The 26,325-nt window shown below is 58.3% G+C and carries 26 protein-coding genes; 2 read left to right on the forward strand and 24 right to left on the reverse strand.

Annotated features, from left to right (window positions below):
* Positions 1-76 precede the first annotated feature (76 nt).
* The 3 genes from A1355_RS12215 to A1355_RS12225 all read right to left on the reverse strand — a co-directional run bounded on the left by A1355_RS12215 (position 77) and on the right by A1355_RS12225 (position 3,444).
* Positions 77-1,129 (reverse strand): NAD(P)-dependent alcohol dehydrogenase, encoded by a 1,053-nt coding sequence (locus tag A1355_RS12215; protein ID WP_064028515.1) that lies wholly within the window; start codon positions 1,127-1,129, stop codon positions 77-79.
* A 167-nt stretch (positions 1,130-1,296) separates the two neighbouring features.
* A complete protein-coding gene (locus A1355_RS12220; RefSeq protein ID WP_064028464.1) occupies positions 1,297-2,688 on the reverse strand; it encodes an amino acid permease in 1,392 nt (463 codons plus the stop codon).
* 15 nt (positions 2,689-2,703) lie between these two features.
* Entirely contained in the window at positions 2,704-3,444 is a 741-nt protein-coding gene (locus A1355_RS12225) for a pentapeptide repeat-containing protein (RefSeq protein ID WP_064028466.1), read from the reverse strand.
* Positions 3,445-3,626: 182 nt separating this feature from the next.
* Between A1355_RS12225 and A1355_RS12230 the strand changes: the two genes are divergently transcribed.
* A complete protein-coding gene (locus A1355_RS12230) occupies positions 3,627-4,076 on the forward strand; it encodes a DciA family protein (protein ID WP_064028468.1) in 450 nt (149 codons plus the stop codon).
* A 21-nt stretch (positions 4,077-4,097) separates the two neighbouring features.
* Here A1355_RS12230 and lpxC read toward each other — a convergent pair whose 3' ends face one another.
* The 21 genes from lpxC to A1355_RS12335 form a co-directional block, all read right to left on the reverse strand.
* The gene (gene lpxC, locus A1355_RS12235) at positions 4,098-5,024 is read right to left on the reverse strand and encodes a UDP-3-O-acyl-N-acetylglucosamine deacetylase (RefSeq protein WP_064028470.1); all 927 of its coding nucleotides are present in this window, start codon (positions 5,022-5,024) and stop codon (positions 4,098-4,100) included.
* A gap of 105 nt (positions 5,025-5,129) precedes the next feature.
* Positions 5,130-6,287, reverse strand: a complete 1,158-nt coding sequence (gene ftsZ / locus A1355_RS12240; RefSeq protein ID WP_064028472.1) for a cell division protein FtsZ — start codon at positions 6,285-6,287, stop codon at positions 5,130-5,132.
* A gap of 23 nt (positions 6,288-6,310) precedes the next feature.
* Positions 6,311-7,537 carry a cell division protein FtsA gene (ftsA, locus tag A1355_RS12245; RefSeq protein ID WP_064028474.1) on the reverse strand — a complete coding sequence of 409 codons (1,227 nt, stop codon included), beginning with the start codon at positions 7,535-7,537 and terminating at the stop codon, positions 6,311-6,313.
* A 21-nt stretch (positions 7,538-7,558) separates the two neighbouring features.
* A complete protein-coding gene (locus A1355_RS12250) occupies positions 7,559-8,302 on the reverse strand; it encodes a cell division protein FtsQ/DivIB (protein WP_064028476.1) in 744 nt (247 codons plus the stop codon).
* A complete protein-coding gene (locus A1355_RS12255) occupies positions 8,289-9,239 on the reverse strand; it encodes a D-alanine--D-alanine ligase (protein ID WP_064028478.1) in 951 nt (316 codons plus the stop codon). Before A1355_RS12255 ends, A1355_RS12250 begins: the two co-directional genes overlap by 14 nt.
* Entirely contained in the window at positions 9,236-10,126 is an 891-nt protein-coding gene (gene murB / locus A1355_RS12260) for a UDP-N-acetylmuramate dehydrogenase (protein ID WP_064028480.1), read from the reverse strand. Before murB ends, A1355_RS12255 begins: the two co-directional genes overlap by 4 nt.
* A complete protein-coding gene (gene murC, locus A1355_RS12265; RefSeq protein ID WP_064028482.1) occupies positions 10,123-11,574 on the reverse strand; it encodes a UDP-N-acetylmuramate--L-alanine ligase in 1,452 nt (483 codons plus the stop codon). The genes murB and murC overlap by 4 nt, the downstream gene beginning before the upstream one ends.
* Positions 11,571-12,647, reverse strand: coding sequence for an undecaprenyldiphospho-muramoylpentapeptide beta-N-acetylglucosaminyltransferase (murG, locus tag A1355_RS12270; protein WP_064028484.1), 1,077 nt, complete (start codon positions 12,645-12,647; stop codon positions 11,571-11,573). The genes murC and murG overlap by 4 nt, the downstream gene beginning before the upstream one ends.
* Positions 12,644-13,810: a putative lipid II flippase FtsW gene (ftsW, locus tag A1355_RS12275; protein ID WP_064028486.1), complete on the reverse strand. Its 1,167-nt coding sequence runs from the start codon at positions 13,808-13,810 to the stop codon at positions 12,644-12,646. Before ftsW ends, murG begins: the two co-directional genes overlap by 4 nt.
* On the reverse strand, positions 13,804-15,174 hold the full coding sequence (gene murD, locus A1355_RS12280) for a UDP-N-acetylmuramoyl-L-alanine--D-glutamate ligase (protein ID WP_064028488.1): 1,371 nt from the start codon (positions 15,172-15,174) through the stop codon (positions 13,804-13,806). Before murD ends, ftsW begins: the two co-directional genes overlap by 7 nt.
* Before the next feature lie 2 nt (positions 15,175-15,176).
* A complete protein-coding gene (gene mraY / locus A1355_RS12285; RefSeq protein ID WP_064028490.1) occupies positions 15,177-16,259 on the reverse strand; it encodes a phospho-N-acetylmuramoyl-pentapeptide-transferase in 1,083 nt (360 codons plus the stop codon).
* Positions 16,259-17,623, reverse strand: coding sequence for a UDP-N-acetylmuramoyl-tripeptide--D-alanyl-D-alanine ligase (locus tag A1355_RS12290; protein WP_064028517.1), 1,365 nt, complete (start codon positions 17,621-17,623; stop codon positions 16,259-16,261). Before A1355_RS12290 ends, mraY begins: the two co-directional genes overlap by 1 nt.
* Positions 17,620-19,080, reverse strand: coding sequence for a UDP-N-acetylmuramoyl-L-alanyl-D-glutamate--2,6-diaminopimelate ligase (locus tag A1355_RS12295; RefSeq protein WP_064028492.1), 1,461 nt, complete (start codon positions 19,078-19,080; stop codon positions 17,620-17,622). Before A1355_RS12295 ends, A1355_RS12290 begins: the two co-directional genes overlap by 4 nt.
* Positions 19,077-20,801 carry a peptidoglycan D,D-transpeptidase FtsI family protein gene (locus tag A1355_RS12300; protein WP_064028494.1) on the reverse strand — a complete coding sequence of 575 codons (1,725 nt, stop codon included), beginning with the start codon at positions 20,799-20,801 and terminating at the stop codon, positions 19,077-19,079. The genes A1355_RS12295 and A1355_RS12300 overlap by 4 nt, the downstream gene beginning before the upstream one ends.
* On the reverse strand, positions 20,802-21,074 hold the full coding sequence (gene ftsL, locus A1355_RS12305; protein WP_064028496.1) for a cell division protein FtsL: 273 nt from the start codon (positions 21,072-21,074) through the stop codon (positions 20,802-20,804). It lies immediately after the preceding gene.
* Positions 21,074-22,003 (reverse strand): 16S rRNA (cytosine(1402)-N(4))-methyltransferase RsmH, encoded by a 930-nt coding sequence (gene rsmH / locus A1355_RS12310; protein ID WP_064028498.1) that lies wholly within the window; start codon positions 22,001-22,003, stop codon positions 21,074-21,076. The genes ftsL and rsmH overlap by 1 nt, the downstream gene beginning before the upstream one ends.
* A 5-nt stretch (positions 22,004-22,008) precedes the next feature.
* The gene (gene mraZ / locus A1355_RS12315) at positions 22,009-22,476 is read right to left on the reverse strand and encodes a division/cell wall cluster transcriptional repressor MraZ (RefSeq protein ID WP_064028500.1); all 468 of its coding nucleotides are present in this window, start codon (positions 22,474-22,476) and stop codon (positions 22,009-22,011) included.
* A 297-nt stretch (positions 22,477-22,773) separates the two neighbouring features.
* Positions 22,774-23,772, reverse strand: coding sequence for an NAD(P)H-dependent glycerol-3-phosphate dehydrogenase (locus tag A1355_RS12320; RefSeq protein ID WP_064028502.1), 999 nt, complete (start codon positions 23,770-23,772; stop codon positions 22,774-22,776).
* Between the two features lie 9 nt (positions 23,773-23,781).
* On the reverse strand, positions 23,782-24,255 hold the full coding sequence (gene secB, locus A1355_RS12325; protein ID WP_064028504.1) for a protein-export chaperone SecB: 474 nt from the start codon (positions 24,253-24,255) through the stop codon (positions 23,782-23,784).
* A 23-nt stretch (positions 24,256-24,278) separates the two neighbouring features.
* The gene (locus A1355_RS12330; protein WP_064028506.1) at positions 24,279-24,716 is read right to left on the reverse strand and encodes a rhodanese-like domain-containing protein; all 438 of its coding nucleotides are present in this window, start codon (positions 24,714-24,716) and stop codon (positions 24,279-24,281) included.
* A gap of 34 nt (positions 24,717-24,750) precedes the next feature.
* Positions 24,751-25,062 (reverse strand): ArsR/SmtB family transcription factor, encoded by a 312-nt coding sequence (locus A1355_RS12335; protein ID WP_064028508.1) that lies wholly within the window; start codon positions 25,060-25,062, stop codon positions 24,751-24,753.
* Positions 25,063-25,455: 393 nt separating this feature from the next.
* On the opposite strand from A1355_RS12335, the gene A1355_RS12340 reads away from it, so the two are divergent.
* On the forward strand, positions 25,456-26,325 hold an 870-nt coding region (locus tag A1355_RS12340), incomplete at its 3' end, for a murein hydrolase activator EnvC family protein (RefSeq protein ID WP_064028510.1).

Genomic DNA, 26,325 nt, shown 5'->3' on the forward strand with positions numbered 1-26,325 from the left:
AACGGCATAAAAGTGGCCGGTATTTTCGGCCCGAAAAGTTCCGCGGAGCAACGATTGGCGATGGCCGTCTCCGCGCTTATTGGACGGGCAGCGTCGCCATGTCGATCACGAAGCGATATTTTACGTCGTTGTTCAGCATGCGCCGATAAGCCGTGTCGATATCAGGCATTGCGATCAATTCGATATCGGCGACGATACGGTGTTCGGCGCAAAAATCCAGCATTTCCTGGGTTTCGCGGATGCCGCCGATCAAGGAACCGACCAGCGAACGGCGTTTGAAAATCAGGTTGCCGACGTTGGGCGACGGATGCGGGCGCTCCGGCACGCCGACCAGACACAAGGTACCGTCACGCTTTAAAAGACTCAGATACGCATCCAGGTCGTGGGCGGCGGCGACGGTATCCAGAATGAAATCGAAGCTGCCGAGATGTCGGCGCATCGCTTCCGGGTCCTTGGAAACAACCGCCTGATGGGCGCCTAAACGTTGCGCGTCGGCGGCCTTTTCCGGCGTGGTGGTGAATAACACGGTCTCGGCGCCGAAGGCGTGCGCGAATTTAACGCCCATATGCCCCAGCCCGCCTAAACCGACGATGCCGACCTTGTGGCCGGCTCCGACCCGCCAATGCCGCAGCGGCGAATAGGTGGTGATGCCGGCGCACAGCAGTGGCGCAACGCCGGCTAGCGCCAGTGTATCCGACACCCGCAACACAAAACGCCGGTCGACCACGATCCGATTCGAGTAGCCGCCATAAGTCATCGCGCCGGTATGCGGGTCCGGACTGTTATAGGTAAACACGGTCGCGTTGCAAAACTGTTCTTGATGATCCAGGCAATCCGGACAGGTGCCGCACGAGTCCACCATGCAGCCGACGCCTACCCGGTCGCCGGGCTTAAAATCCCCGGCCTCGGTTCCGACGTCGACGACATGGCCGACGATCTCATGGCCGGGTACGATAGGGAAGGTCGTACCTTGCCACTCGTTGCGCACTTGGTGCAAGTCGCTGTGGCAGACGCCGCAGTAGGCGATGTCGATCAACACATCGCTAGGGCCCGGTTCCCGGCGTTGAAAGGCGAACGGCCGCAACGGCGACTGGGGATCGAAGGCGGCGTAGCCGAAACTTTGCAACATAAACGACTCCTGGGCTGACGGATGCCCGCATTGCGGTATCGGCCGATCGACTGCGGCGGACGGCCGATACCGAAGCGCTTTCGGCACTAACAATATAGTCGGAATTCCTGGCGGTGGACGTAGCGTTTGCCCGCATTCCACCGGGATTGCACGGCCGGCGCCCCAGCCTAGCGGCGTAATTGGCTGTGTTTTATGCCGTAACCGAAATAAATCAAAAACCCGATCAGCAACCACACCACCAACCTGATCCAAGTGTCGACCGGCAGGCCTACCATCAAACTCAAGCACACCAAAATACCGGCAATCGGCACGTACGGTACCGCCGGGCATTTAAAATGACGTTCCATTTCCGGATGACTGTTCCGCAAAATCCAGACTCCGCCGCACACCAGCACGAACGCGAACAGCGTGCCGATGCTGACCAACTCGCCGAGTTTCTCGATCGGCATGAAGCCGGCCAGCAACGAGACGGCGATGCCGACCAGAATCGTCGATAAATACGGGGTTTGAAATTTAGGGTGTACTTGGGCGAACAGCGGGGGTAGCAGTTGATCCTTGGCCATCGAGAAGAAAATTCGGCTTTGCCCCATCAGCAACACCAGCATCACCGAAGTCAGCCCGGCGATGGCGGCGATTTTAATAATCGGCGACAACCAACTCATGCCGACATGGTCGACCGCCAGCGCAATCGGCGCCGGCACGTTCAGCTCGGTGTACGGAATGATGCCGGTCAACACCCCGGCCACCAAAATATAAAGCAAGGTACAGACCGCCAACGAGCCGATGATGCCGATCGGCACGTCGCGTTGCGGGTTGATGGCTTCCTGGGCGGCGGTGGAGACCGCGTCGAAGCCGATGTAGGCGAAGAAAATCACGCCGGCGCCGGTCAGTACGCCGCCGAAACCGAACGGCGTGAAGTCGGCCCAGTTCTGAGTTTGAATATGTCCGGAACCGGCAATGATGAATACCACGATCACCGAAAGCTTGATCAACACCATCACGAAGTTGAAGATCGCCGATTGGCGGATACCGGTGACCAGCAGCCCGGTCAGTAGCAAGATCACGGAGACTGCTGGCAAGTTAATGAAACCGGCCTCGGGATTAGCCAAGTAGGCCGTGGTCAGATAAGTGGGTAGATGCAGCCCCAGCGCATCCAGAAAACTGGTCAGATAACCGGCCCAGCCTATCGCCACCGTGCTGCTGGCCAACGCATATTCCAATACCAAATCCCAGCCGATGATCCAAGCCATCAATTCGCCCATCGTCGCGTAGGCGTAGCTGTAGGCGCTGCCCGAGACCGGAATCATCGCCGCCAGTTCGCTGTAGCACATCGCCGCCAGCCCGCAGGCGATGCCGGCCAGAATGAAGGACACGACGATGGCTGGGCCGGCGTATTTGGCGGCGGCGATGCCGGTCAACACGAAAATCCCGGCACCGATCACCGCGCCGATGCCGAGCAGCGTCAAGTCCTTTGCTGTCAGGGTCTGCTTCAGTCCATGCTCGACGCAGGTCAGGGCGTCGACGGATTTACGCCGGGTGAGTTGCGCGGGAATTGGCATATCGGAGCTCGTCGGTTATTGGAAATCGGGTTTATGTTGGGCGCCGTCGAAGCGGGCACCATCGGTGACAGCGCCGGTAAAAATGGCATCGTGCAGTTTGGTCGCCGAAAAATTGGCATCGGTCAGGTCGGCGCCGCTCAGGTCGGCGCCGTCCATGTCGGCCGAATAGAGATCGGCGCCGCGCAGATTGGCTTGCATCAGTTTGGCGTGCTTGAGCATGGCTCGGCCGAGTTTGGCCTGGCTGAGATTGGCGCCGCTCAGGTTGGCACCTTTCAGGCTGGCGCGCATCAGACCCATGGATTGGTTTTTCATGTCGGCGGCCCAATCGGCGCCGCTGATGTTGGCGCCGCTCAAGTTCGCGCCGTCCATGATCGCGACGACCCGGCTACCGCTCAGGTCGGCGCCGCGCAGATCGGCATGCATCAGGCTGACGCCGAAGATGCTGGTACGGCTCAGGTTGGCGCCGTTTAGATTAATACCGGTCATCACGGTCAAATCCAGCGTCAAACCGGCCAGATTGCTGTGATTGAAATCGGCGCGGCGCAGATCGGCGCCCCACAGGTCGGCATGGCGAAAATCCAGATGGGACAAATCGACGCCCTTCAAATCCTTGCGGCGTAAGTCGGCGGGGTGTTGCTGGTCGGCCTTGGCCAACAGCTGTTGAACTTCGGCCCGGGTCAGGTCGGCGGCGGCGGCCGGCTGGGTCGTTGCCAGCGCCACACAGACGGCCAGCAAAAAACGGACGGCTGACTTCATGATTCGAATCTCCTGAACGTGTGGTTTCGGTTCGGCGGTCGGCCATCACCGGCGGCCAACCCTCATGCTGACAGCGTATCATAACGCCGAGCTTGGGACAGCTCGATTCTGTCCGCCGGTTTGGCGGATCGCGCCGGGCCGGTTACTATCTCCGCCAATGATTCCAAGAGGTATCCGCCGGCATGAAGAAACCCGCACCCGCGTTTAAATCGATTCACGAATACGACATCGGCCCGTTGGCGATGTGCCTTGCCCGGCTCGGCGAGCAGCAGGCTTTGTTGGCTAAAGTCAGGGCGGTATTGCCGGAAGCCTTGGCGGGGCATGTCCTTCATACCGTGCTGTCCGGTAACCGCTTGTTGCTGTACGTGGATAGCGCGGCCTGGGCATCGCAAATTCGGTTTTTTCGGGACGCGATACTGGCGCTGGGTCTGCAAGCCGGTCGGCAATCGGTCAACGACGTGCAACTCAGGATACTGCAAGCCGAGGCGGTTGAGCGCGTGCGGCGAGCTAACTTGCCGACGCCGGAAACGGCGGAACGGATTGCCGCGGAAAGCGGAGCGGAAGGGGACGAGCTGGCGGCGGCGTTAAACCGCTTGGGAGCGACCTTGCGGCGGCGGTTGCGCGAGCGCTGACCGCCGCCGATTGGCGGAGATTTAGCCGGCCGCGCGGGCGGATGGCTGAGCGGAGTGCATGAACGAAATCGGCGCTTCCTCGACACTGTCGAAGGTCACCATTTCCCAAGCATCCCGGTCGTTGAGCAAGCTCAACAACAATTTATTATTTAACGCATGACCGGACTTGAAGCCTTGGTATTCGCCAATTAGGCTGTGACCGAGCAAATACAGGTCGCCGATCGCATCGAGGATTTTGTGTTTGACGAATTCGTCGGCATAGCGCAGACCGTCTTCGTTCAACACTTTATCGTCGTCGACGACGATGGCGTTATCCAGACTGCCGCCCAGCGCCAGATTGTTTTCGCGCAGAAATTCGATGTCCTTCATGAAGCCGAAGGTACGGGCGCGGCTGACTTCCTTGACGAAGGTGGTCGAAGAAAAATCCATCACCGCCGTTTTCAAGTGTTCGGAAAACGCCGGGTGCTCGAAATCGATCGTGAATGTCACCTTGAAGCCTTCGAAGGGTTCAAAGGCCGCCCATTTATCGCCTTCCTCGACTCGAATCGCCCGCTTGATGCGAATGTATTGCTTGGGCACGTCTTGTTCGACCACGCCGGCGGATTGCAACAAAAACACGAAGGGACCGGCGCTGCCGTCCATGATCGGTACTTCGGCGGCGCTAACGTCGATGATCGCGTTATCGATGCCCAGACCGGCCAGGGCGGACAGCAGGTGCTCGACCGTGGATACTTTAACGCCGTCGCGTACCAGCGTCGTCGACAATTTGGTTTCGCCGACATTCTCCGGGCGGGCGGAAATTGTCACCGGTTGGTCCAGATCGACCCGACGGAAGCGGATGCCGGTGTCCGGATCGGAAGGATGCAGAGTCAGATAGACCTTGTCGCCGGTGTGCAAACCCACGCCGGTGGCCCGGATGGTGTTTTTTAAGGTACGCTGTTTAATCATGAAGTGCCGATAAAAAGGTAAAACAAAGCGGGGAGTCTACCACAGTTTATGCGATAGCTCTCCCCTGGCCCCGGTCCGGTCGCCTCATGGCAAAGCCGGCGTTGCTTAGTCGGCCTGGCGTCTCAAAAAGGCCGGCACGTCCAAGTAATCCAGATCGACATCGTTGCGCGGTTGAGCGCCGAATCGCGATTCGCGGGCCGATTCCTGTTTTTGTTGGCGGATCACGGTCGGTTTTTCCAATTGACCGTAGTCGACTTCGCCGGCCGCCACTTTCTTGACCAGACTGATCGGCGCGGCCGCCTTGACTTTTTCGCCCATCCCGGTGGCGACGACGGTGACCTTAACTTCGGTACCCATGGCCGGATTGACCGCCATGCCGATTTTGATGTCGGCATCGTCGGACGCGAACGCATGCATGATGCTGCCGATTTCGTCGAACTCGTTCAAGCCCAGGTCGCCGTTGGACGTGACGTTCACCAGAATGCCGCGCGCGCCTTGCAGGTTGATGTCTTCCAAGAGCGGGCAGGCGATGGCTTTTTCGGCGGCCAGACGGGCACGGTTTTCGCCGCTGGCGACGCCGGTACCCATGATCGCGCTACCCATATTGGACATTACGGTGCGGACGTCGGCGAAGTCCACGTTCATCAGACCCGGATGGGTGATCAGCTCGGTGATGCCTTGTACCGCGTCCAGCAGCACGTCGTTGGCGACCCGGAACGAATCTACCAGCGAACGGTTATTGCCCAGTGTCGGCAGCAGTTTTTGGTTAGGGATAATGATCAACGAATCGACCAGTTTTTCCAGGTCGCGCAAGCCGGACTCGGCAACCGCTTTCTTTTTGGTGCCTTCGAAGTCGAAGGGTTTGGAGACCACCGCCACGGTCAACACGCCCAGTTCCTTGGCGACTTCGGCGAAGACCGAGATCGCGCCGGTGCCGGTGCCGCCGCCCATGCCGGCGGTCAAGAACACCATGTCGGCGCCGTCCATGACTTCGCGAATACGCTCGCGGGTTTCCTCGGCGGCGGCGCGGCCTACTTCCGGCCGGGTGCCGGCGCCCAGACCCTTGGTCAGTTCCACGCCGAGTTGCACGATGGTATCCACGCTCATTTGTCTCAGGGCTTGGGCATCGGTATTCGCGCAAATGAATTGCACGCCGTCGATGCCGGTTTCCACCATGTGATTGACGGCGTTGCCGCCGCCGCCGCCGACGCCGATGACTTTGATAACCGCCGTGCCGCTACTGTCCAATAATTCATATTTCATTTTTACGCCCTCCAGACAAACAATTAAAAATTACCTTGAAACCAGCTTTTGATTTTCGAAAACAAATCCAGACCTTCTTCGTTCAACCCCAACGCCCGGCCATGATGGTCCTTGCCGTATAGCAGCAAGCCTACCGCGGTCGAATAAATCGGGTTTTCCGCCACATCGGTCAATCCCGACACGTGCAGCGGAACACCCATGCGGACCGGCATGTGGAATATCTCCTCCGCCAACTCCGTCAAACCCTTCACTTGCGAACTGCCGCCGGTGATGACCATGCCGGCGGCGATCAAATCTTCGTAACCGCTGCGGCGCAGTTCGGCCTGCACCAGCAGCATCAATTCCTCGTAGCGCGGCTCGACGATCTCGGCCAGATTTTGCGCCGAGATCTTGCGCGGCTCGCGGTCGCCGATGCTGGGCACGTCTATCGTTTGTTGCGGATCGGCCAGTTGGGTCAGCGCGCAGGCAAACTGGCGCTTGATGTCCTCGGCGTTCTTGGTCGGCGTACGTAGTGCGACCGCAATGTCGTTGGTGACCTGGTCGCCGGCGATCGGGATCACCGCGGTGTGCTTGATCGCGCCTTCCGAAAAAATCGCCAGGTCGGTGGTGCCGCCGCCGATGTCGATCAAACACACGCCCAAATCCTTTTCGTCGTCGGTCAACACCGCCGAGCACGAGGCCAGTTGTTCCAGCACGATGTCGTCGACGTCCAAACCGCATTTGCGGATGCATTTGACGATGTTTTGTTCGGCGCTGACGCTGCTGGTCACCATGTGTACTTTGGCTTCCAAACGGATGCCGGACATGCCGATCGGCTCCTTGATGCCTTCCTGCTGATCGATCACGAATTCCTGCGGCAGGATGTGCAGGATTTTCTGATCGGCCGGAATCGCCACCGCCCGCGCCGAATCGATCACCCGGTCGATGTCGTGCTGGGTAACTTCCTTTTCCTTGATCGCGACGATGCCGTGCGAATTCAGGCTTTTGATATGGCTGCCGGCAATCCCGGCGAACACCGATTTGATTTGGCAGCCGGCCATCAGCTCGGCTTCCTCGACCGCGCGTTGGATCGAGTGCACGGTCGATTCCAGATTGACGACGATGCCTTTTTTAAGGCCCTTGGACGGTGCCGTGCCGATGCCGATGATTTCGATTTCATCGCCGCCCCGGTACTCGCCGACGATGGCCGCGACCTTGGACGTGCCGATGTCCAGCCCCACTAAAATATTTCGATCTGTCTTTTTGGCCATTTTCGTTTGCTCTGTAAGCGTTTAAATCAAGTTCTTATTCTTTTCCACAATGGCTTTCCAATCGATGGCAGCCACTTCCGGTTTCCAGGTCACCGCGTATCCGTTCGGATAGCGGGTATCGACGCTGGCCATCATGGCCACTTGCTCGGCGCCCAACAAATCCATCGTTTTTAAAAAGCGTTGCATGTTTTCCAGCGGCGCCTTGCGGCCCAACTGCATTTCCAAGCCGCTGGCCAACTTGAGCCGCCAGGCGCGCCGCTCGTTGACGTGAAACTCCGCCAGCTGCAACGATTTATCCTTCAAGACGATATAAACGCCCTTCATGATTTCCAGCAGTTTCTTCTCTTGACCGGACGGACCGGTAATCAACGGCAGATGCCGAAACGGTTCGATATTGTCCGGGGTCAGCACATCGCCCTGCTTGTTTAGCAAGGCATTGCTTCCCCAGCGAACCACCGGCTTGTGCTCGACGATTTTGATATGCACCGCGTCCGGCCAAACCCGCTTGACGTCCACCTTGTCCACCAGCGGCAAATCCTTAATGGCCTGATGAACCGCCTGCATATCGGCATGGTAATAACCCAGCTTCATTTGCGGCGCCAACACCTGTTTCAGGCGCTCCTTATCGGTATATTGAAAGGCGCCCTCGATCTTCACGTAGCGGATCGGCTGGTTGCGCAGCATGCCGGTACTGACTTTTTGCCAGCCCCACCAACCGCCGCCGCACAGCAAGGCCGCGAGCAATAAAGTCCTAAGCCTGATCACCGCTCGCCACCATACTGGTTTCCAAAATTCGCCAGACCAGTTCTTGGAAATCGATGCCCACCGCCTTGGCCGCCATCGGTACCAAGCTGTGGTCGGTCATGCCCGGCACGGTATTGACTTCGATCAATTGCAGCCGGCCGCTGTCGTCGATGAAGGCATCGACCCGGCCCCAGCCGCTGACGCCGACGGTCTGACAGGCTTTCAATGCCAGGGCTTGCAAGTCTTTTTCCCGTTCATTGTCCAAGCCGCAAGGGCAGTGATATTGAGTGGTGTTAGCACGGTATTTGGCGTCGAAATCGTAAAAAGTGTGCGGCGTTTCCAGACGGATCGCCGGCAGCGCCTCGCCGTTGAGCATGCCTATCGTGTATTCCTGGCCTTGTATCCATTGTTCGGCGTACACATCGCAACGGTATTGGCTGGCCAGTTTCAGCGCGGCAGCCAGTTCTTCACGGTTGTGGGCCTTGCTCATGCCGATGCTGGAGCCTTCTTGGGCCGGCTTGACGATGACCGGAAAACCCAGCGCATTGATGCAGGTGTCGAGGTCCTGATCGCCGGTCAGCAAAAACCAGCGCGGCGTGGGTAGACCGGCGCCTTGCCAGCACAATTTAGTGCGCAGTTTGTCCATCGCCAACGCCGAGGCCAGCACGCCGGAACCGGTATACGGCAATCCCAATGCTTCCAGCACCGCTTGCAACACGCCGTCCTCGCCCCCGCGGCCGTGGATCACGTTAAAAACTCGGTCGAAGCGCTGGCCGGCCAACGCGTCGATCGGGCTGGCGGTGACATCGATCGCCACGGCGTCGACGCCGCCGGCTTTCAACGCCTGGTAAACCGCATTACCGCTGTTCAGCGACACTTCCCGCTCGGCGGCGGTGCCGCCCAGCAGCACCGCGACCTTGCCGAATTCGCTCGGGTTTTTGATTTGCAAGGGTTTCATTGTTTCTCACCTATCCGGCAAACTTCGGTTTCCAGCGCAACGCCGAATTGCGCCTGTACCCTGTTTTGGATCAGTTCGATCAGCGTTTCTATGTCCGCCGAACTGGCTTTGCCGCTGTTTTCGATAAAATTGGCGTGCTTCTCCGAGACCACCGCGCCGCCGACCGCGTAGCCTTTCAGGCCGCAGGCTTCGATCAGTCGCGCCGCGTAATCGCCGGGCGGGTTTTTGAACACCGAGCCGCAGGTGGGCTTGTTGGTCGGCTGGCTGGCGTTGCGTTTTTCCAGCAAACTCTTGATGTGTTGCTGACTGGCTTCGCTATCGCCCTTACGCAACAGCAATTGGGCCGATAAAAACCATTCGTCTCTCAGGCCTTGCACCGAGCGGTAGGCCACTTCGAATTCGCCGTGATTGCGCAACGCGACGGCGCCGGCGCGGTTGATCGTTTCCACTTTATCGACGATACGCCAGGTTTCGCCGCCGAAGGCACCGGCGTTCATCCGCAACGCACCGCCCATCGTGCCGGGAATCCCGGCCAAAAACTCGGCGCCGACCAGCCCCAGATCGCTGCAAAACCGGGCGACGTGGGCACAGGGCACGCCGGCTTCGACGTAGACGCGTTCGGAATCGAGCAAATACAGGTCTTTCAATCGATTCCGGGTGTGGACCACCGTGCCTTTGACACCGCCGTCGCGCACCAAAAGATTGCTGCCCAGCCCCAACCAATACAAGGGTTCTTCGACCGGCAACTCGGCGATGAACGCGATCAGGTCGGCTTTGTTTTCTGGTACATACAGGCGCTCGGCAGGGCCGCCGACCCGCCAACTGGTGTACTTGGCCAGCGGCTCGTCGGTCAGCAAAGTGCCTTTCCAGGTCGCGGTAGCCATCATGTTGCCAGCCTCTGGGAGGCCAGCGCCTCGGCCAGTTTTTGCGGCAGATCGGCGGCGATCTGGCCGACGTTGCCGGCGCCCATCGTCAAAATCACATCATCCTTGGCAACGATACCGGCCAATATCGTCGGCAAGTCCTCGCGGTTTTGCACGAACACCGGATCGACCTGACCGCGGGTTCGGATCGAACGGCTCAGAGCCTTGCCGTCGGCGCCCGTGATCGGCGCTTCCCCGGCGGAATAGACATCCAGCAAGATCAGCACGTCGACGCCGGACAAGACTTCGACAAAATCCTCGAACAGATCGCGGGTGCGGGTATAGCGGTGCGGTTGAAATACCACCACTTTGCGGCGTGTCGGCCAGGCTTGGCGCAAGGCTTCCAAGGTCGCGGCCAATTCGCGCGGGTGATGACCGTAGTCGTCGACCAGCGTCAGCTTGCCGCCGGCAAATTCGATGTCGCCGTTGATTTGAAACCGCCGACCTACGCCCTTGAATTCGGCCAGACTTTTGACGATGGCCTCGTCGGCCACGCCCAGCGCGGTGGCGATCGTGGTCGCCGCCAGCGCGTTCAGCATGTTGTGCCAGCCGGGCAAATTCAGCGTGACTTGCAATGCTGGCAAATTGCCCCAGCGCAGTACCGTGAAGTGGGTGCGTAGGCCATCTTGCTGGATGTCGACCGCTCGCACGTCGGCGTAGCTGCTGACGCCGTAAGTTTTCACCGGTTTGGACACGTTAGGTAGCACGTCGCAAACGCCGGGGTCGTCGATGCACATCACCGCCAACCCGTAGAACGGCAGTTGGTGCAAGAACTTCAGGAAGGTTTCCTTCAGTTTGCCGTAGCTGCCGCCGTAAGTTTCCATGTGGTCCTGGTCGATGTTGGTGACGATCGCCATCATCGGTTGCAGGAACAAAAACGAGGCATCGCTTTCGTCGGCTTCGGCGACCAGATATTTGCCCAAACCGAGCTTGGCGTTGGCGCCTGCGCTGTTCAAGCGCCCGCCGATCACGAAAGTTGGATCCAGGCCGCCCTCGGCAAGCATCATCGTCGTCAAACTGGTGGTCGTGGTCTTGCCGTGGGTGCCGGCGACGGCGATACCGAAGCGGAAGCGCATCAGTTCGGCCAGCATTTCCGCGCGCGGAATCACCGGAACCCGATTTTCGTAAGCCGTGACGATTTCCGGGTTTTTACGGTCTACGGCGGTCGACGTGACCACGACATCGACATCGGCGACGTTTTCGGCCCGATGGCCGAAATAAACTTTGACGCCCAGGCTTGCCAGGCGATCGGTCACCGGCGATGCCTTGATGTCGGAGCCGGACACGCTGTAACCCAGGTTACTCAACACTTCGGCGATACCGCTCATGCCGGTGCCGCCGATGCCGACGAAATGGATTTTGTCGATGTCGCCGAGCGCCTGATTGGCGGCGGGAATGCTGGGACGGTTCATGGCGCGGCCTCTAGGCTAAGCAACTCTGCGCACAGGTCGGCGACGGTTCGGGTGGCGTCGGGGCGGGCGAGGGCCTTGGCGGCGCGGCTCATTTCAGGTAATGCGGTCATCGCTTGTTGGATAGCCTTGCGCAGATTTTGCGCGTTCAATTCGGATTGCGGCAGCAGCAGCGCGGCGCCGGTCTCGGTTAAATAGCGGGCGTTGGCGTTCTGATGGTCGTCGATCGCGTGCGGCAACGGCACGAAAATCGCCGGCAGCCCGCATGCGGCTGCTTCGCTGACCGTCATCGCGCCGGCCCGGCAAACGATCAGATCCGCCCATTGGTAGGCGCCGGCCATGTCGTCGATAAAGGCTAGCGCTTCGGCGTTCATTGCCAACTCGCGGTAACGCGCCGCAACCTCGGCTTGCATGGCGCCGCCGGTTTGGTGTTTGACGTCCAGTTTGTCCAGGCCGGCCAGGGCGTCCGGCAGCGTCTCGTTCAAGACTTTCGCGCCCTGACTGCCGCCCAACACCAGAATCCGGACATTTCTGCCGGCGCTCGGCGTCCATTCGGATTTATCGGCGATTTCGGCGAAAGCCTGTCTGAGCGGATTGCCGGTACAGATGGCGCCGACGTCACTTTCGAAGCTATTCGGAAATGCTTCCAATACCTCGCGGGCCGCCAAACGGGCTAGCCAGCGGTTGGTCGTGCCGGGCACCCGATTTTGTTCGTGGATTATCAGCGGGATGCCCAACCATTTCGCCATCAAACCGCCCGGACCGGCGACAAACCCGCCCATACCTAAAACCAGGTCGGGATGGCGTTGCCGCAAGATGGTTCGCGCTTGCCTGCAAGCTTTTAGTAAACGCAAGGCGCCGGCCAGCTTAGCGAGCAAGCCCTTGCCGCGTAGGCCGGCCACGGCCAGCCAGTCGATTTCGAAACCGTGAGTAGGCACCACCTTGGCTTCCAGGCCTTTTTCGGTGCCCAGCCAACTGACCCGCCAGCCGCGTTCGCGCAACTCTTGGGCGACGGCCAATGCTGGGAAGACGTGGCCGCCGGTGCCGCCGGCCATGATTAAAATGCGCCCGCTCATGCCGGCCGCCCTTTCACGTTATTCTTGTTGTGTTCGGTCACCTCGTAATGAATCCGAAACAACACCGCCACCGCCCCGCACATGACGATCATGCTACCGCCGCCGTAACTCATCAGCGGTAAGGTCAAACCCTTGGTCGGCAGGATGCCCATGTTGACGCCCATGTTGACGAAGGCTTGAAAGCCGAACCAAATGCCCAGACCGTAAGCCACCAGGCCGGAGAACTGCAGGCCGGCGAGTTGGGCTTGCTCGCCGATCGCGAAGGCACGGATCAACAACGCCGTGAACAAGCCGACCACCAGGATGACGCCCAACAAGCCGAGTTCCTCGCCCAATACCGAAAACAAGAAGTCGGTGTGGGCTTCGGGCAGATAAAACAGTTTTTGCAGACCGTTCCCGAGGCCAACCCCGGCAAACTCGCCGCGGCCGAAGGAAATCAGCGCCTGGGTCAGCTGATAGCCGCTGTCCCTGGCGTGTTCCCACGGGTCCAGAAAGCTGATCACCCGCTTCCAGCGATACGGCGAGGTGTAGGCCAGCATCGCGGCGGCCATAGAAACCGAAGCCACCAGTACGACGAAAGGCGACAAACGCGCGCCGCCCAGAAACATCATGCCCATGGCGATGATCAAAATGACCACCGCCGAACCGAAATCCGGTTCCAGCAGCAACAGCATGCAGGCTACCGAGAACAGCATCAACGGTCGAAGCAGGCCGAAAATCGAGCGTCGGACATGATCGCCGTGCCGAGTGATATAGCCGGCCATGTAAATGACCGAAATGAATTTGACCACTTCGGAAACCTGGATACGCAGGCCGAGTATCGATAGCCAGCGAATACTACCGTTGACGCGGACGCCGACGCCCGGCACCAGCACCACCAACAGCAATACCAGTCCGGCGATGAACAGCGGCTGGCCCATTTTTTCCCAACTTTTCATCGGCACATTCAATACAGCGGCGGCAAAACCCAGGCCCAGCGCGATGTGCACCAATTGCTTAAACGGAAAATGCGAGATGTCTTCCGCCATCTTGACGCCCAAATGCAACGAGGCGGACACGACCATGATGAAACCCACGCCGAGCAGGCTGAAGCAAGCCAGCATTAACACCGGATCGACGTGGAGCCGATTTTGCGCGCGGGGCTTCGGGGTCGGTTTCAGCATGACGGCAGTTCCATCACCGCTTCGGCGAACTTGTTGCCGCGATCCACGTAGCTACGGTATTGATCCAGACTGGCGCAAGCCGGCGACAGCAAGACCGTGTCGCCTTCGCAGGCCAGACCGGCGGCGATCCGGACCGCCTCCTTCATATTGCCGGCGAAATGGACCGGCACGCGCTCTTGCAACGCGGCGGCGATCAGATCGGCATCCTTGCCCATCGCGACGACCGCCTTGGCCTTTTCGGCAACGGCCGGTGCCAGTTCGCTCATGTCGGCGCCCTTGGCGTCGCCGCCGGCAATTAGAATCACTTTGCGTTCGTAGCCTTGCAACGCGGCGATACAGGCGCCGACGTTGGTGGCCTTGGAATCGTTGACCCAGTGCGCGCCGGCTTTTTCGGCGATTTTCTGCATTCGGTGCGGCAGCCCCTTGAACTTGCGTAATGCGTCGCACATCGCCGTCATGCTCAAACCGACCGCTTGGCCCAGCGCCAGCGCCGCCAACGCGTTGGCGAGGTTGTGGCTGCCCTCCAGGCGCAAGCGATTGGCGGCCATCAGGGCTTGCTCGCCCTGCATCAAATAATCGGTTTCGCCGCGACGCAGATAGAAGTCGGCGGTGTCGCGGATCGAGAAGGTCAGGCAGGGGCGGTCGGCTTCGCGCATCGCCATCACCAGCGGATCGTCGAGATTCAACACCATCGCGCCGTCGCCCCTGAATACCCGTTGTTTTTCGGCGGCGTAGTCGGCCATGCCGGCGTGGCGATCCAGATGATCCGGCGTCACGTTCAACACCGTCGCGGCCGCCGCGTTCAGCGCGGTGGTCCGTTCCAACTGAAAGCTGGACAATTCCAGCACGTATAGATCGGCGTCTTGCTGCAATAAATCCAGCGCCGGCGTGCCCAGATTGCCGCCGATCGCGGTTTTAACCTCGGCCGCGTTGCCCATGTCGCCCAGCATGGTGGTGACGGTGCTTTTACCGTTCGAGCCGGTAATCGCGACGATCGGCTTGTCGGTCGCGCAAGCAAACAAGTCGATGTCGCTGATGACGTTGACGCCGGCCTGCATGGCTTGGCGAATCGCTGTTTCGGCCAGCGACACGCCGGGACTGATGACCAGATGGGTGGCGACGGCCAGGGCCGATTGATCGAAACCGCCGGTGAACACCGGCACGTCAGGCATTTGTTCGCGCAAGACATCGATCAGCGGCGGATTTTTCCGGCTGTCGACGACCGCGAATTTCAACGGGGTTTTTTGCAGGAATTGGGCAACCGACAGGCCCGTCGCGCCCAGTCCGACGATCAACAGCTTGCTGTTCGCCGCGGTCAGCGCGAAGTGGTGTTCCAGTTTGGCCAGTAACGCGTCGATGTCCATGCTTATCTCAGTTTCAGGGTGGCCAGGCCGATCAGCACCAGGATGACCGATACGATCCAAAAGCGGACGATGATGCGGGGTTCCGGCCAGCCTTTCAGTTCGTAATGGTGATGAATGGGTGCCATCAGGAATACCCGTTTCTTGCGGGTTTTATAGGACGCAACCTGGATGATGACCGACACGGTTTCGACGACGAAGATGCCGCCCATGATGACTAGCACGATTTCCTGACGCACCAAGACCGCCACGATGCCCAACGCTGCACCTAGGGCCAGCGCGCCGACGTCGCCCATGAAGACCATGGCCGGATAGGCGTTAAACCACAAAAATCCCAGGCCCGAGCCGATCAGCGCCGCGCAAAACACCACCAATTCGCCGGAGCGGGGAATGTGCGGGATTTGCAGATATTGAGCGAAATTGGCGTGGCCGGACAAATAGGCGAAGATCGCCAGCGCGGCGGCGATCATCACGGTCGGCATGATGGCCAGGCCGTCCAGGCCGTCGGTTAAATTGACGGCATTGCTGGAGCCGACAATGACGAAATAAGTCAGCACCACGTAACTCCACCCCATGTCCAGCGTGACGTGTTTGAAAAACGGTACGATGAATTGGGTTTCGGCGGGGACTTGCGCGGTGTTGTACAAATAAATGCCGGCCGCCAGCGCGACCACCGATTGCCAGAAATACTTGGCCCTGGCGGACAAGCCGTCGCTGTTGCCGAGCAGCACTTTTTTATAATCGTCGATGAAGCCGATCACGCCGTGCGCCAAGGTCACCACCAATACTACCCAGACATAACGGTTGTTTAGGTCGGCGCACAGCAAGGTGCTGATCGCCACCGAAAACAAGATCATCGTGCCGCCCATCGTCGGCGTGCCGGATTTAGATAAATGGCTTTGCGGGCCGTCGTCGCGCACGCTTTGGCCGATTTTACGGCGAGTTAGTCTCTCGATCATCGCCGGACCGATCAAAAACGACATTGCCAACGCGGTCAACACGCCCAAAATCGCGCGGAAGGTCAGGTAGTGTAGTACCCGGAAACCGCTGTCCAAGCTACTGAGGTAGTCTGCGAGTAAAAGTAACATTAGGCTGCTCTAAAGGGGTGGATGAGCGCCGCCGCGACGTTTTCCATCTTCTGGGCCCGCGAACCTTTCACCAGTACGGTTTCGGATCCGGCCAGCGCGGTCGTCAGCGCGTCGATTAATTGTTTTTGTGTGTCGAAATAATCGCCGCCGGCGCCGAACGCGGCGACGGTATGGCGAGTCAGTTCGCCGGTCGCGAACAGGCGCGTCACGCCCGCGGCTTTGATTAATTCGCCCATCTCGCGGTGGAGTCGCGGGCTTTCCGGCCCCAGTTCGCCGAAAGCGCCCAGCGCCAGCCATAGCGGCCGCTGCCGGACAGGTACCGCGTCTAGTGCGGCTTTCAACGAGGCTGGATTGGCGTTGTAAGTGTCGTCGATGACGATATTGCCCAGCTTTCCTTGCAAGGCCTGCATGCGGCCGGTCACGGGCCGCAGTTGTTCCAGGCCGCGCCGAATGTCGGCAAGCGGAATGCCGAATTGCAGGGCCACGGCGGAAGCGGCCAGCGCGTTTTTGACGTTATGGGCGCCGGCCAGCTTTAGGTGGATGGTCAGGCGCTCGGCGCCGGCGATCAGGTCGAAATGGGTGTCGAAGCCTGCCGGGTCCAACGCGGTTTCGATCCGTTCGGCGCGAATATCGGCGGCTGGCGTCAAGCCGAACGACACGGTCTTGCGCTGGCCGGCCAAGCTCAGCCAGTAGTCGTAGTAGGCGTCGTCGCGATTTAAAACCGCGATGCCCGCCGCGCCTAGATTCTGGACGATTTCACCCTTGGTTCTGGCCACGCCGTCGGTATCGCCGAAACCTTCGATATGGGCGGGGCCGACGTTGGTGATGACGCTGACGTCGGCCTGGACACGCCGGCTGGTGTAGGCAATTTCGCCGGGGTGGTTGGCGCCCATTTCGATGACGGCGTACCGGTGGGATTCACGTAATTTCAACAAGGTCAGCGGCACGCCGATGTCGTTGTTCAAATTGCCCTGAGTGGCCAGTGTTTCGCCTTGGGTGGCGAAGATGGCGGCGAGCATTTCCTTGACCGTGGTTTTGCCGTTGCTGCCGGTGACGCCGGCTACCCGCACCGGTAATTGCCGGCGCCAGTGGCCGGCCAACTCGGCCAACGCCAAATGGCTGTCGGCGACGACGATTTGCGGCAGGCTCGATTCGACCGGGCGCTCGACCAGCAACGCCGCCGCGCCGGCCGCTTCCGCATTGGCGGTGAAATCGTGACCGTCGAACTGGCGACCCTTGATCGCGATATATAAATCGCCGGGCTGTAAGGTACGGGTGTCGATGCCGACGCCGCTTATCGTTCGATCCGGTCCGGTCAAGCTGCCGGCCACGGCCGCCGCGATGTCTATCAGGTTTAGGTTCACGGCGCCCTCCATTCGGCCAGCGCTTGGCGAACCACGGCCTGGTCGCTGAACGGCCATTTGACGCCGGCGATGTCCTGGTAGTCTTCGTGGCCTTTGCCGGCCACGACGATGCAGTCGTCGGCTTCGGCTTGTTGTATGGTGGTGACGATGGCGGTGGCTCTGTCGTTGATTACGGTAATTTTTTGGCTTTCGCAGCCGCTTAAAATATCTTTGATAATGTCGGCCGAAGCTTCGTGGCGCGGGTTGTCGTCGGTAACGATGACCTGATCCGCCCAGGTTTCGGCGATACGCCCCATTTGCGGCCGTTTACCCTTGTCGCGATCGCCGCCGCAGCCGAACACGACTTTCAGTCGGCGAGCGCCCTTGACCGCGCGCAAGACTTTTTCCAAGGCGTCGGGGCTGTGCGCGTAATCTACGAATACCGTCGGCTTATCCTGGCCGCCGAAGCGTTCCATGCGGCCGGCAATCGCGCGTAAATCGGCCAGTTTGGCGACCGCGCTTGCAAACTCATGGCCGGTCGCCAGCAATACGCACAACACCGCCAACAGGTTTTCCAAGTTAAAATCGCCGGCGATGTCGGTTACCGCGCGTAGGCGTTGCTTTTGGTACACCGCGTCGAATGCGATGCCGTCGGCGTGGTACTCGATGTTTTCCGCGACCACGCCATGTGCGTCCGCCAGGGTTTTGCCGGATTTGCTGTAAGTCCAGTGCGTAGCGCTCGGCGCGATGCTCGCCAAAACTTCGGCGCTGCAGGCGTCGTCGAGGTTGACTACCGCGAATTGCAGCGTCGGCCATCCGAACAACTTCAACTTGGCTTGCAGGTAGTCGGCCATCGTGCCGTGGTAATCCAAGTGGTCGCGGCTTAAATTGGTAAACACCGCGCCGGCGAATGTCACGCCGTTGACTCGGCCCTGTTCCAGTCCGTGCGATGAGACTTCCATTGCCACCGCGCGTTTGTTTCGCCGCAGCAGTTCGGCCAACATTTGTTGCACCGCCAATGCGTCCGGCGTGGTGTTGGCGGTCGGCTGCAAATTATCGACCTCGCCCCAGCCCAACGTGCCGATCACACCGCAAGCATCGAGCGCTTGGGCGATCAGTTGGCTGCAAGTGGTCTTGCCGTTGGTGCCGGTCACGCCGATGACCGTCAAGCGGTCGGACGGCTTTTGGTAAAACCGTGCGGCGATGTCGCCCAGGCTCTCGCTCAATCCGGCGACCGCGACGGCGGTGATGCCGGCCGTAACGGCCGCTTGTTCCGGCCGGCCGGCCGGGTCGTAAACGATGGCAATAGCACCGTTAATCAGCGCTTGGCCGGCATGAGTCAGTCCGTGTTGGTTCGAGCCGTTCAGCGCGATGAAAGCGTCGCCGGGGCGAACTTGCCGGCTGTCCAAGGCCAGACCGGCGATGTCGATATCGTCGGTGGCGGTGGCGTAGCCTGAAAGTAGCTCGGTCAATTTCATCGTTTGCTCAACAGTAAATGCATGGTGTCGACGCCGTCCGGTTCGACTCCGTAAACCCGCAATGCGCCGGCCATCACCCGCGAAAACGCCGGGGCGGCGACCAAACCGCCGTAATACTGGCCGCTGGTCGGCTCGTCGACGACGATCGCGATGATGAAGCGCGGGTTGCTGGCCGGCGCCATGCCGACGAACACCGACAGGTATTTGTCTTCGGTATAGCCGCCGGCCATCGCTTTTTTGACGGTGCCGGTCTTGCCGGCAACGCGGTAACCTTCGACGCGAGCTTGGTAGGCGGTGCCTTCCTTGCTGATCACGTGTTCCAGCATGTCCCGAACTCGGCGGGCGGTTTCCGGTTTGAATACGCGTTGGGCGTCCGGGTCCTCGTCGCGCTTCAACAAGGTGACCGAATGCAGCACGCCGTCGTCGGCTAGCGCGGTATAGGCGCGGGCCAATTGCAATACCGAGGTCGAAACGCCGTAACCGAACGACAGCGTCGCCTGGTCGAATTCATGCCAATTCTGATAATCCAATAGCGTGCCGCTGGCTTCGCCCGGAAAACCGACGCCGGCCGAGGTGCCGAAGCCGAGTTTGCTGTAAATTCCCCAAAAATATTCCGGCGGCATCGTCATCGCGATCTGGGTGACCGCGATATTGCTGGATTTTTGCAATACATGCGTCAAATCCAATGTGCCGTAGTTATGCACGTCCTTGACGACGTTGCGGCCCAGGTGATAGGCACCGTGGGTTTCTATCATCACGTTCGGGCTGATATAGCCGCCGTCCAAAGCCGCCGCGACGACGAAAGGCTTGACCGTCGAGCCGGGCTCGAAACTGTCTACCATCGCCCGGTTGCGATAACGGTTGCTGCTCAGTTCCTTACGGTTGTTCGGGTTGAACGCCGGTTGGCTGACCGTGGCCAGCACGTCGCCGTTTTTGGCGTCCAACACGACCAGCGAGGCTGAATGCGCCTTGTTTTGAAGCATGGCGTTTTGCAATTCCCGATATGCCAGATACTGGATGCGCTCGTCTATGGTCAGGACCAAATCCCGGCCGGGTACCGCTTCTTCGATATTTTCGACATCCTTGATAATTTGGCCCTTGCCGTCCTTAATCACCCGCTTTTTGCCGGGCTGGCCGCGCAAGATATGTTCGTAGCCGTGCTCCATGCCTTCCTGGCCGACATCGTCAATGTTGGTGAATCCCAACAAATGCCCCGAAACCGCGCCGGCCGGATAATAGCGCTTGAACTCGCGCTCGAAATACACGCCGGTAATATCGAGTTCCTTGACTTTTTCAGCCACATCCGGATTGATCTGCCGGCGGAGATACAAAAAGCGTTTGTTGGCGTCTTTCTCTTTTTTTAACTGCGCCCGTAATTCCTTTTCCGGATAGCCGAGGATTTTCGCCATCGGCGTCAGCTTGTCCTGTTCGGCGTCTTTCAATTGTCGCGGATTGACCCAGATCGATTGCACCGGCGTGCTGATCGCCAGCGGTTCGCCGTTTCGATCCTGAATTTGGCCGCGATAGGCCGGCACCGGTACGATGTCGATGTGCTGCATGTCGCCCTTGTCTTGCAGGAACTCCTTGTCTAGCACCTGCAAATACACGGCACGACCGATCAAGGCCGACATCGCCACCAGCATCAACGTCAACAACATGCGGCGTCGAATCACAAAATCTGAACTTTGCGGCAACCCGACCGCCCCCGTGGTAATACGCATTTACGGTTTTATGTAGATGATTTTGTCCTGCGCTGGCAACGTCAACATCAGCCTTTGCCGGGCCGCGATCTCCACTCGGTTTTCCTCGGTCAAGGTGGTCAATTCCAGTTGCAAGCGACCCCATTCCACTTCGTAATCGTCAAGTTCCTTTTCCTTTTTCTGAATTTCCATGAATAACAGTCGCGATTCGTACTTGCTGTAGATCACTGCAATCGCCGAGATCAGCAACATCGCCACTAACGCCGTCAGGAAAATATTTCGAGCGATAGCCATCAGCGTTTCTCCGCCACGCGCATTACCGCACTACGCGCGCGGGCGTTGGCTTGCAATTCGTCGTACTGGGCGCGGATCGCCTTGCCGATTTTGCGCAGTCGGCCTTGCTCAATATCGCGCTCCCGGACCGGTAATTTGCCTGGGTCGTGCTTCGCGCCGGCCTCGTCGCGGATAAAGTTCTTCACAATGCGGTCTTCCAGCGAATGAAACGAAATCACGACTAATCGCCCCTCAGGCGCCAACGCCTCCAACGCCAGCCGCAGGGCGGTGCGTAACTGTTCCAATTCCTGATTGATTTCTATCCTGATGGCCTGGAAACAGCGTGTGGCCGGGTGTTTGTGTTTGTCTCGGAACGGCACGTTGTCTTCTATTAGTTTGGCCAATTGCGCTGTCGTCGTCAGCGGGTGCGATTGCCGCTGGGTGACAATGGCCTTGGCTATTCTGCGCGAATAGCGTTCTTCGCCGTATTCGAAAAAAATTCTTGCCAGTTCCGATTCTTCTACCTTGGCCAGATATTCGGCGGCCGTCGGGCCGCGTTGCGAGTCCATGCGCATGTCCAACGGGCCGTCGCGGAGAAAACTGAAACCGCGTTCGGCCTTATCCAGTTGCGGCGAAGAAACGCCCAAATCCATCAAGATGCCGTCCAATTTGCCGTGACAGCCCGATTGCTCCGCCACGGTAGCCAGCTCCGAGAAGCAAGCGTGATGAAGGCTGAAGCGCGGATCCGCTTTCAGTTCGTCGGCGGTCGCGCTAACAATCGCATCGTAATCGCGGTCCGTGGCCAATAGTCGGCCGGATTCGCCAAGCCGGGTCAAGATACCGCGGCTGTGGCCGCCTCTCCCGAAGGTGCAGTCCAGGTAGACGCCGTTAGGTTTTATCCGGAGTTCCCGCAGGGCTTCTTCGTATAAAACAGTCTGGTGGCCGGACATCCCGGTCAGAACGACAAGGAGCCGAGTTCTTCAAGGCCCTCGGTGTCGTTGCCGTCCATCCACTCCTGTTCCTTGGCCTTCCAGGCTTCGTCGTTCCAGATCTCGAACTTGTTCAGTTGACCGACCAAAACAATATGTTTCTCCATGCCGGCAAACTCTCTGAGCTTTTCCGGCAGCAACAAGCGGCCCTGAGTATCCATTTCACATTCGGAAGCGTTGCCAATCACAAATCGGCGCAATTTGCCGGCCATCTTATTAAGTGTCGGCAGCTTGCTGATGGTTTGTTCGAGTTTTTCCCACTCGGGAAGCGGGTACAGCCACAGGCAGCCCGGCTCGCCTATGCATTTGTCGTCGACGGCGACAGTCACAACCATTTGGCGGTCACAGCACTCTTGTAACTCCTCCCGGTACCGGGTAGGAATCGCAACGCGCCCTTTCGCATCCAAACTGATTGAACTAATGCCTCGAAACAAGATACGCCTCAAATTTCCAAAAAATTCCCTTTTAAACCACTTTATAGCACTTTTGTACCACTATAGTTTTCAACGGTGGGTTAGTCAAGAGGCATTTAGATTAAATTCTTTCTTTTTCTACAATGACTTAGACAGGATTGGCTGGGAAAAACCCCGAAATCCAGGGAAACGAGTGAAACTCGATTTTTATCAAAACCTTAACGGGAATTTGTTAGGCAACGCACAATCCGTGGGGCGTAATACCCCTGTTTTTAAAATGAATTGCGTATTGGGTGACCGGGAAGTCGGTGCGACAGGTCAATATTCCGACTTCGGATTACGACCCAGCAGATTTTGAACGGCTTGTAGCGGAGCGAGCTGATTGAACAATACGTTGTAAACCTGCTCGGTGATGGGCATTTCGACGAGATGTTTTTGTGCGAGAGTTTGGGTCAGGCGCGCGGCGGAGATACCTTCCACGGCCTGATTAATGTCGGCCAGCGCCTGACTTTGGCTCTTACCCTGTCCCAAGGCCAATCCGAAGCGGCGATTGCGCGACTGGTCGTCGGTGCAAGTTAGAATTAAATCGCCCAGACCGGCCAAACCCATGAAGGTATCCGGCTGGCCGCCCAAGCGAATGCCGAGGCGGATAATTTCGCTAAGGCCGCGGGTAATCAACGCGGAGCGCGTATTCGCTCCAAATCCCAAGCCGTCGGCAATGCCGGCCGCTATCGCCAGGACATTTTTACACGCGCCGCCGACTTGCACGCCGACGATGTCGGTACTGGTATAAACTCTAAAGCGTTGATTGTGGAGAATTCCGGCCAGTTCCGCCGCGAAAGGTTCGGAAATCGAAGCAACGGTGAGCGCGGTGGGTAGGTCGTCGGCGACTTCCCGAGCGAAGGTTGGGCCCGATAGTACCGCCGTCGCCGCGCCATGTCCCAGAACGTCGGCGGCAACATCGCTGAGTAACGCACCTTCCGCGCCGTCAAAGCCTTTAGTCGCCCAGGCAATTTTCGGCGACTCGTCTAGCATCGGCTTGATTGCGGTCAAAGTGTCCCGGAACGCGTGACTGGGAACCGATATCAGCAAAATGTCGCCGAATTCAACCGCCTGTTTCAGATTACTGGTGACGGCCAGGTTCGCCGGAAACGGTTTGTCCGGCAGATAGCGCCGGTTTTGCCGATCGGTATTTAGGTCGGCCACATGCCGTGGATTGTGAGCCCACAGCATGGTGGCGCTGCCGTTTCTGGCGGCTTGAATCGCCAGAGCCGTTCCCCATGAACCGGCACCGAATATGCTGATCGCGGGCGGCATTAAAACGGCTTAGTTTAAGGTTTTATCTTCAGGAGCTTGCTGAGCTTGAGCTTGTTGTAATTGCTGCATATACAGCGCGTCGAAATTGACTGGAGCCAGAATCAATTGTGGGAAGCCGCCCTTGCTGACCAAGTCGGAAATGACTTCTCGAGCGTAAGGGAACAAAATGTTGGGACAGAAGCTGCCTAGCATCGGCCCCATTTCCTGATCGGTGAATCCGGCGATCATGAAAATGCCCGACTGATTGACTTCAACTAAAAATGCGGTGGCCTCGCCCACTTTGACGGTAACCGTCAAGGTCAGCGACACTTCGTAAACCGAGGTGTCTATCGCGTTGACATGGGTGCCCAGGTTCAAGTCCAGCGTGGGTTCCCATTTTTGGGTAAAGATTTTCGGCGCGTTGGGGGTTTCAAAAGAAATGTCCTTGGTATAAATCTTTTGAATGACGAACTGCTTGTCGGTCTGGGCGTTGATTTCGGCCATGAGTTTCCCTTCGGTGTTGTGGGTTAGGATTGAGTTTTGCTGATTTTGACCGGCAGTTTATAGTCTTCCCAGGATTGCATTCCGCCGGTCATGTTAAATACTTGTTCGAAACCCGCCTTGGTCAGCGTCTTGCATGCCGCCGCCGAACGCGCGCCGGTTTGGCAGGTGACGATTACCGGGTGTTGTTTGTGTTTTTCCAGCGAGGCCAGCTTCTCCTCCAGTTTGCCTAATGGGATGTTAATGGCGTTCTCGATATGGCTTTTGCCGAATTCGTTCAACTCCCGGACATCCACCACCACGCTGTTGGTATTGTCCATCTTGGTCACCGCAATCAGCGGGGAGATGCTTTCGAATTTATTGAACGAGTTGGAAATCAAATCCTGGATCAGCAAAAAAATGACGCAGACCAGCGAAAAGGCAAGCAAATAGTGGTTGGTGGCAAATTCGATATATTGGTCCATCGTTAAATTCTGTTGAGGTTTCGGAAACTAAAATTCAAGTGCTGCAAAACACGCTGCGCATCATTTGGATCAGGTGTATTACGCGTTCGTCGTCGATAAAATAGTAAACGCGGTTTGCTTCCTTTTTGTAATCAAGGATGCCTTTGTCCCGCAAAATGGCCAAATGCTGGGAAATGTTGCTCTGGCTAGTGCCGACCTGCTCCACAATATCCTGGACGCTAATTGAGTTGCTGCCCAACACGCAAAGAATTTTGAGGCGTAACGGGTGAGACATCGCTTTCAAGCAGCAGGCGGCGCGACTGATGTCCTGGTCGTCGTAGGAATTGCTGTGGTCTATTTCTTCCATTGATCCCGAAATGAGCTAAGAATTGGGCGGCGAGTCAGGTGCTTTCAAGCGATGACACCATCTCTGTGCTGTATAATGCCGAAGCACAAGCCTTTGGCCTATCGCCAGAAACCGCAGCAGTCAAAGGCGTGCAAATCTAACAGAGTGAGCCTTCGAATTCAATACCTTGGCTCATGGCTGCCAAAATATAGTCTTCGTGCAAATCCGGTAAATGGCGGCGCGATTTTCCCTTATAGATAAATGGTCCATGAATGGTGAAGTGTAAAACCGCGGGGATTTTGGCTTCCGGTAGGACGGCAAGGGGCAAGGATGGCGCCTAATATTCGGGAACATATGCCGAGCGTGCCCGTTTTGATGCGAGCGTCCTATCTTTTTCGGGTTATGGCCTGAACCATGCGTGTTTGCCTGCGTTTGTCGATTCTTCTGGCAGGATTGAGCCTGGCAATTCCGGTTTGTGCCGAGAATACCGATAGCCGAGATTTGGCCGAGATTCATGACAAGATTCAACACGTCGGCGGCGACGTACGCGAGCTGGAAGCGGAAAAAAGTCGATTGCTAGATCAACTGCAAACACTGGAACGGCAATATGGCGAGGCTGCCAACGCGTTACGCACCATTCGCGTGGAGATCAAGGCGCATGAACAATCGCTGCAAGAGATACGAACCAAACTCGCCGACACTCAAAGAGATCTGCGTAATCAGGAAAAAGGATTGGCGGGATTGATCCGTGCGGTCTACGCGATGGGCGGAGACAGTAAAGGCTTACAAGTCGTGCTGAACCAGCGTGACCCGGCTCTGTCTGGGCGGATGCGGGTGTATTCGGATTATATCGGCAAGGCGCGCTTACAGAAACTGCACGCGATCGAGGAGGATAGCCGGATTCTCGGGCAGTTAGAAGCGCGAAACGACACCGAATCCCAACTGCTGCGAGTCTCGCTCGAGAAGAAACAGGAGGAGGCCGAGACCATGCGGACGCTGAAAGTCCAGCGCGAGCAATTATTGGCGAGCCTGGAAAAAGAACACGCCGAAAAGCGGCATTTATTGGATCGTTTAATCGGCGACGAGAAAAAATTACAGGCCTTGGTGGCATCGTTGCAAAAAACTGATGATAATGCCGAGAGAGTCGCCCCGCCGGCGCCGGAACCTCCGGCACCAAGCCCACTCAAACAGCCTGGAAAACCTCCGGAGCAGATTCGCTCCGTCAAGGAACCGGAGGCGGGGCGCCAACCCTTCCCGGAGTTGCAAGGTCGGTTGCCTTGGCCG

The sequence above is a fragment of the Methylomonas koyamae genome (assembly GCF_001644025.1).
In the GTDB taxonomy this organism is placed as follows: domain Bacteria; phylum Pseudomonadota; class Gammaproteobacteria; order Methylococcales; family Methylomonadaceae; genus Methylomonas; species Methylomonas koyamae_A.

Excerpts from the sequence above, each read along its gene's own strand:
- ftsZ (WP_064028472.1), bottom strand. The coding sequence starts at position 6,287 with ATGAAATATGAATTATTGGACAGTAGCGGCACGGCGGTTATCAAAGTC.
- ftsA (WP_064028474.1), bottom strand. The coding sequence starts at position 7,537 with ATGGCCAAAAAGACAGATCGAAATATTTTAGTGGGGCTGGACATCGGC.
- A1355_RS12215 (WP_064028515.1), bottom strand. The coding sequence starts at position 1,129 with ATGTTGCAAAGTTTCGGCTACGCCGCCTTCGATCCCCAGTCGCCGTTG.
- A1355_RS12295 (WP_064028492.1), bottom strand. The coding sequence starts at position 19,080 with ATGAAATTGACCGAGCTACTTTCAGGCTACGCCACCGCCACCGACGAT.
- A1355_RS12230 (WP_064028468.1), top strand. The coding sequence starts at position 3,627 with ATGAAGAAACCCGCACCCGCGTTTAAATCGATTCACGAATACGACATC.
- A1355_RS12255 (WP_064028478.1), bottom strand. The coding sequence starts at position 9,239 with ATGAAACCCTTGCAAATCAAAAACCCGAGCGAATTCGGCAAGGTCGCG.
- secB (WP_064028504.1), bottom strand. The coding sequence starts at position 24,255 with ATGGCCGAAATCAACGCCCAGACCGACAAGCAGTTCGTCATTCAAAAG.
- ftsL (WP_064028496.1), bottom strand. The coding sequence starts at position 21,074 with ATGGCTATCGCTCGAAATATTTTCCTGACGGCGTTAGTGGCGATGTTG.
- A1355_RS12220 (WP_064028464.1), bottom strand. The coding sequence starts at position 2,688 with ATGCCAATTCCCGCGCAACTCACCCGGCGTAAATCCGTCGACGCCCTG.
- A1355_RS12300 (WP_064028494.1), bottom strand. The coding sequence starts at position 20,801 with ATGCGTATTACCACGGGGGCGGTCGGGTTGCCGCAAAGTTCAGATTTT.
- A1355_RS12330 (WP_064028506.1), bottom strand. The coding sequence starts at position 24,716 with ATGGACCAATATATCGAATTTGCCACCAACCACTATTTGCTTGCCTTT.
- murC (WP_064028482.1), bottom strand. The coding sequence starts at position 11,574 with ATGAACCGTCCCAGCATTCCCGCCGCCAATCAGGCGCTCGGCGACATC.
- murB (WP_064028480.1), bottom strand. The coding sequence starts at position 10,126 with ATGATGGCTACCGCGACCTGGAAAGGCACTTTGCTGACCGACGAGCCG.
- A1355_RS12335 (WP_064028508.1), bottom strand. The coding sequence starts at position 25,062 with ATGGAAGAAATAGACCACAGCAATTCCTACGACGACCAGGACATCAGT.
- ftsW (WP_064028486.1), bottom strand. The coding sequence starts at position 13,810 with ATGCTGAAACCGACCCCGAAGCCCCGCGCGCAAAATCGGCTCCACGTC.
- lpxC (WP_064028470.1), bottom strand. The coding sequence starts at position 5,024 with ATGATTAAACAGCGTACCTTAAAAAACACCATCCGGGCCACCGGCGTG.
- murD (WP_064028488.1), bottom strand. The coding sequence starts at position 15,174 with ATGGACATCGACGCGTTACTGGCCAAACTGGAACACCACTTCGCGCTG.
- A1355_RS12320 (WP_064028502.1), bottom strand. The coding sequence starts at position 23,772 with ATGCCGCCCGCGATCAGCATATTCGGTGCCGGTTCATGGGGAACGGCT.
- murG (WP_064028484.1), bottom strand. The coding sequence starts at position 12,647 with ATGAGCGGGCGCATTTTAATCATGGCCGGCGGCACCGGCGGCCACGTC.
- A1355_RS12225 (WP_064028466.1), bottom strand. The coding sequence starts at position 3,444 with ATGAAGTCAGCCGTCCGTTTTTTGCTGGCCGTCTGTGTGGCGCTGGCA.
- rsmH (WP_064028498.1), bottom strand. The coding sequence starts at position 22,003 with ATGTCCGGCCACCAGACTGTTTTATACGAAGAAGCCCTGCGGGAACTC.
- mraY (WP_064028490.1), bottom strand. The coding sequence starts at position 16,259 with ATGTTACTTTTACTCGCAGACTACCTCAGTAGCTTGGACAGCGGTTTC.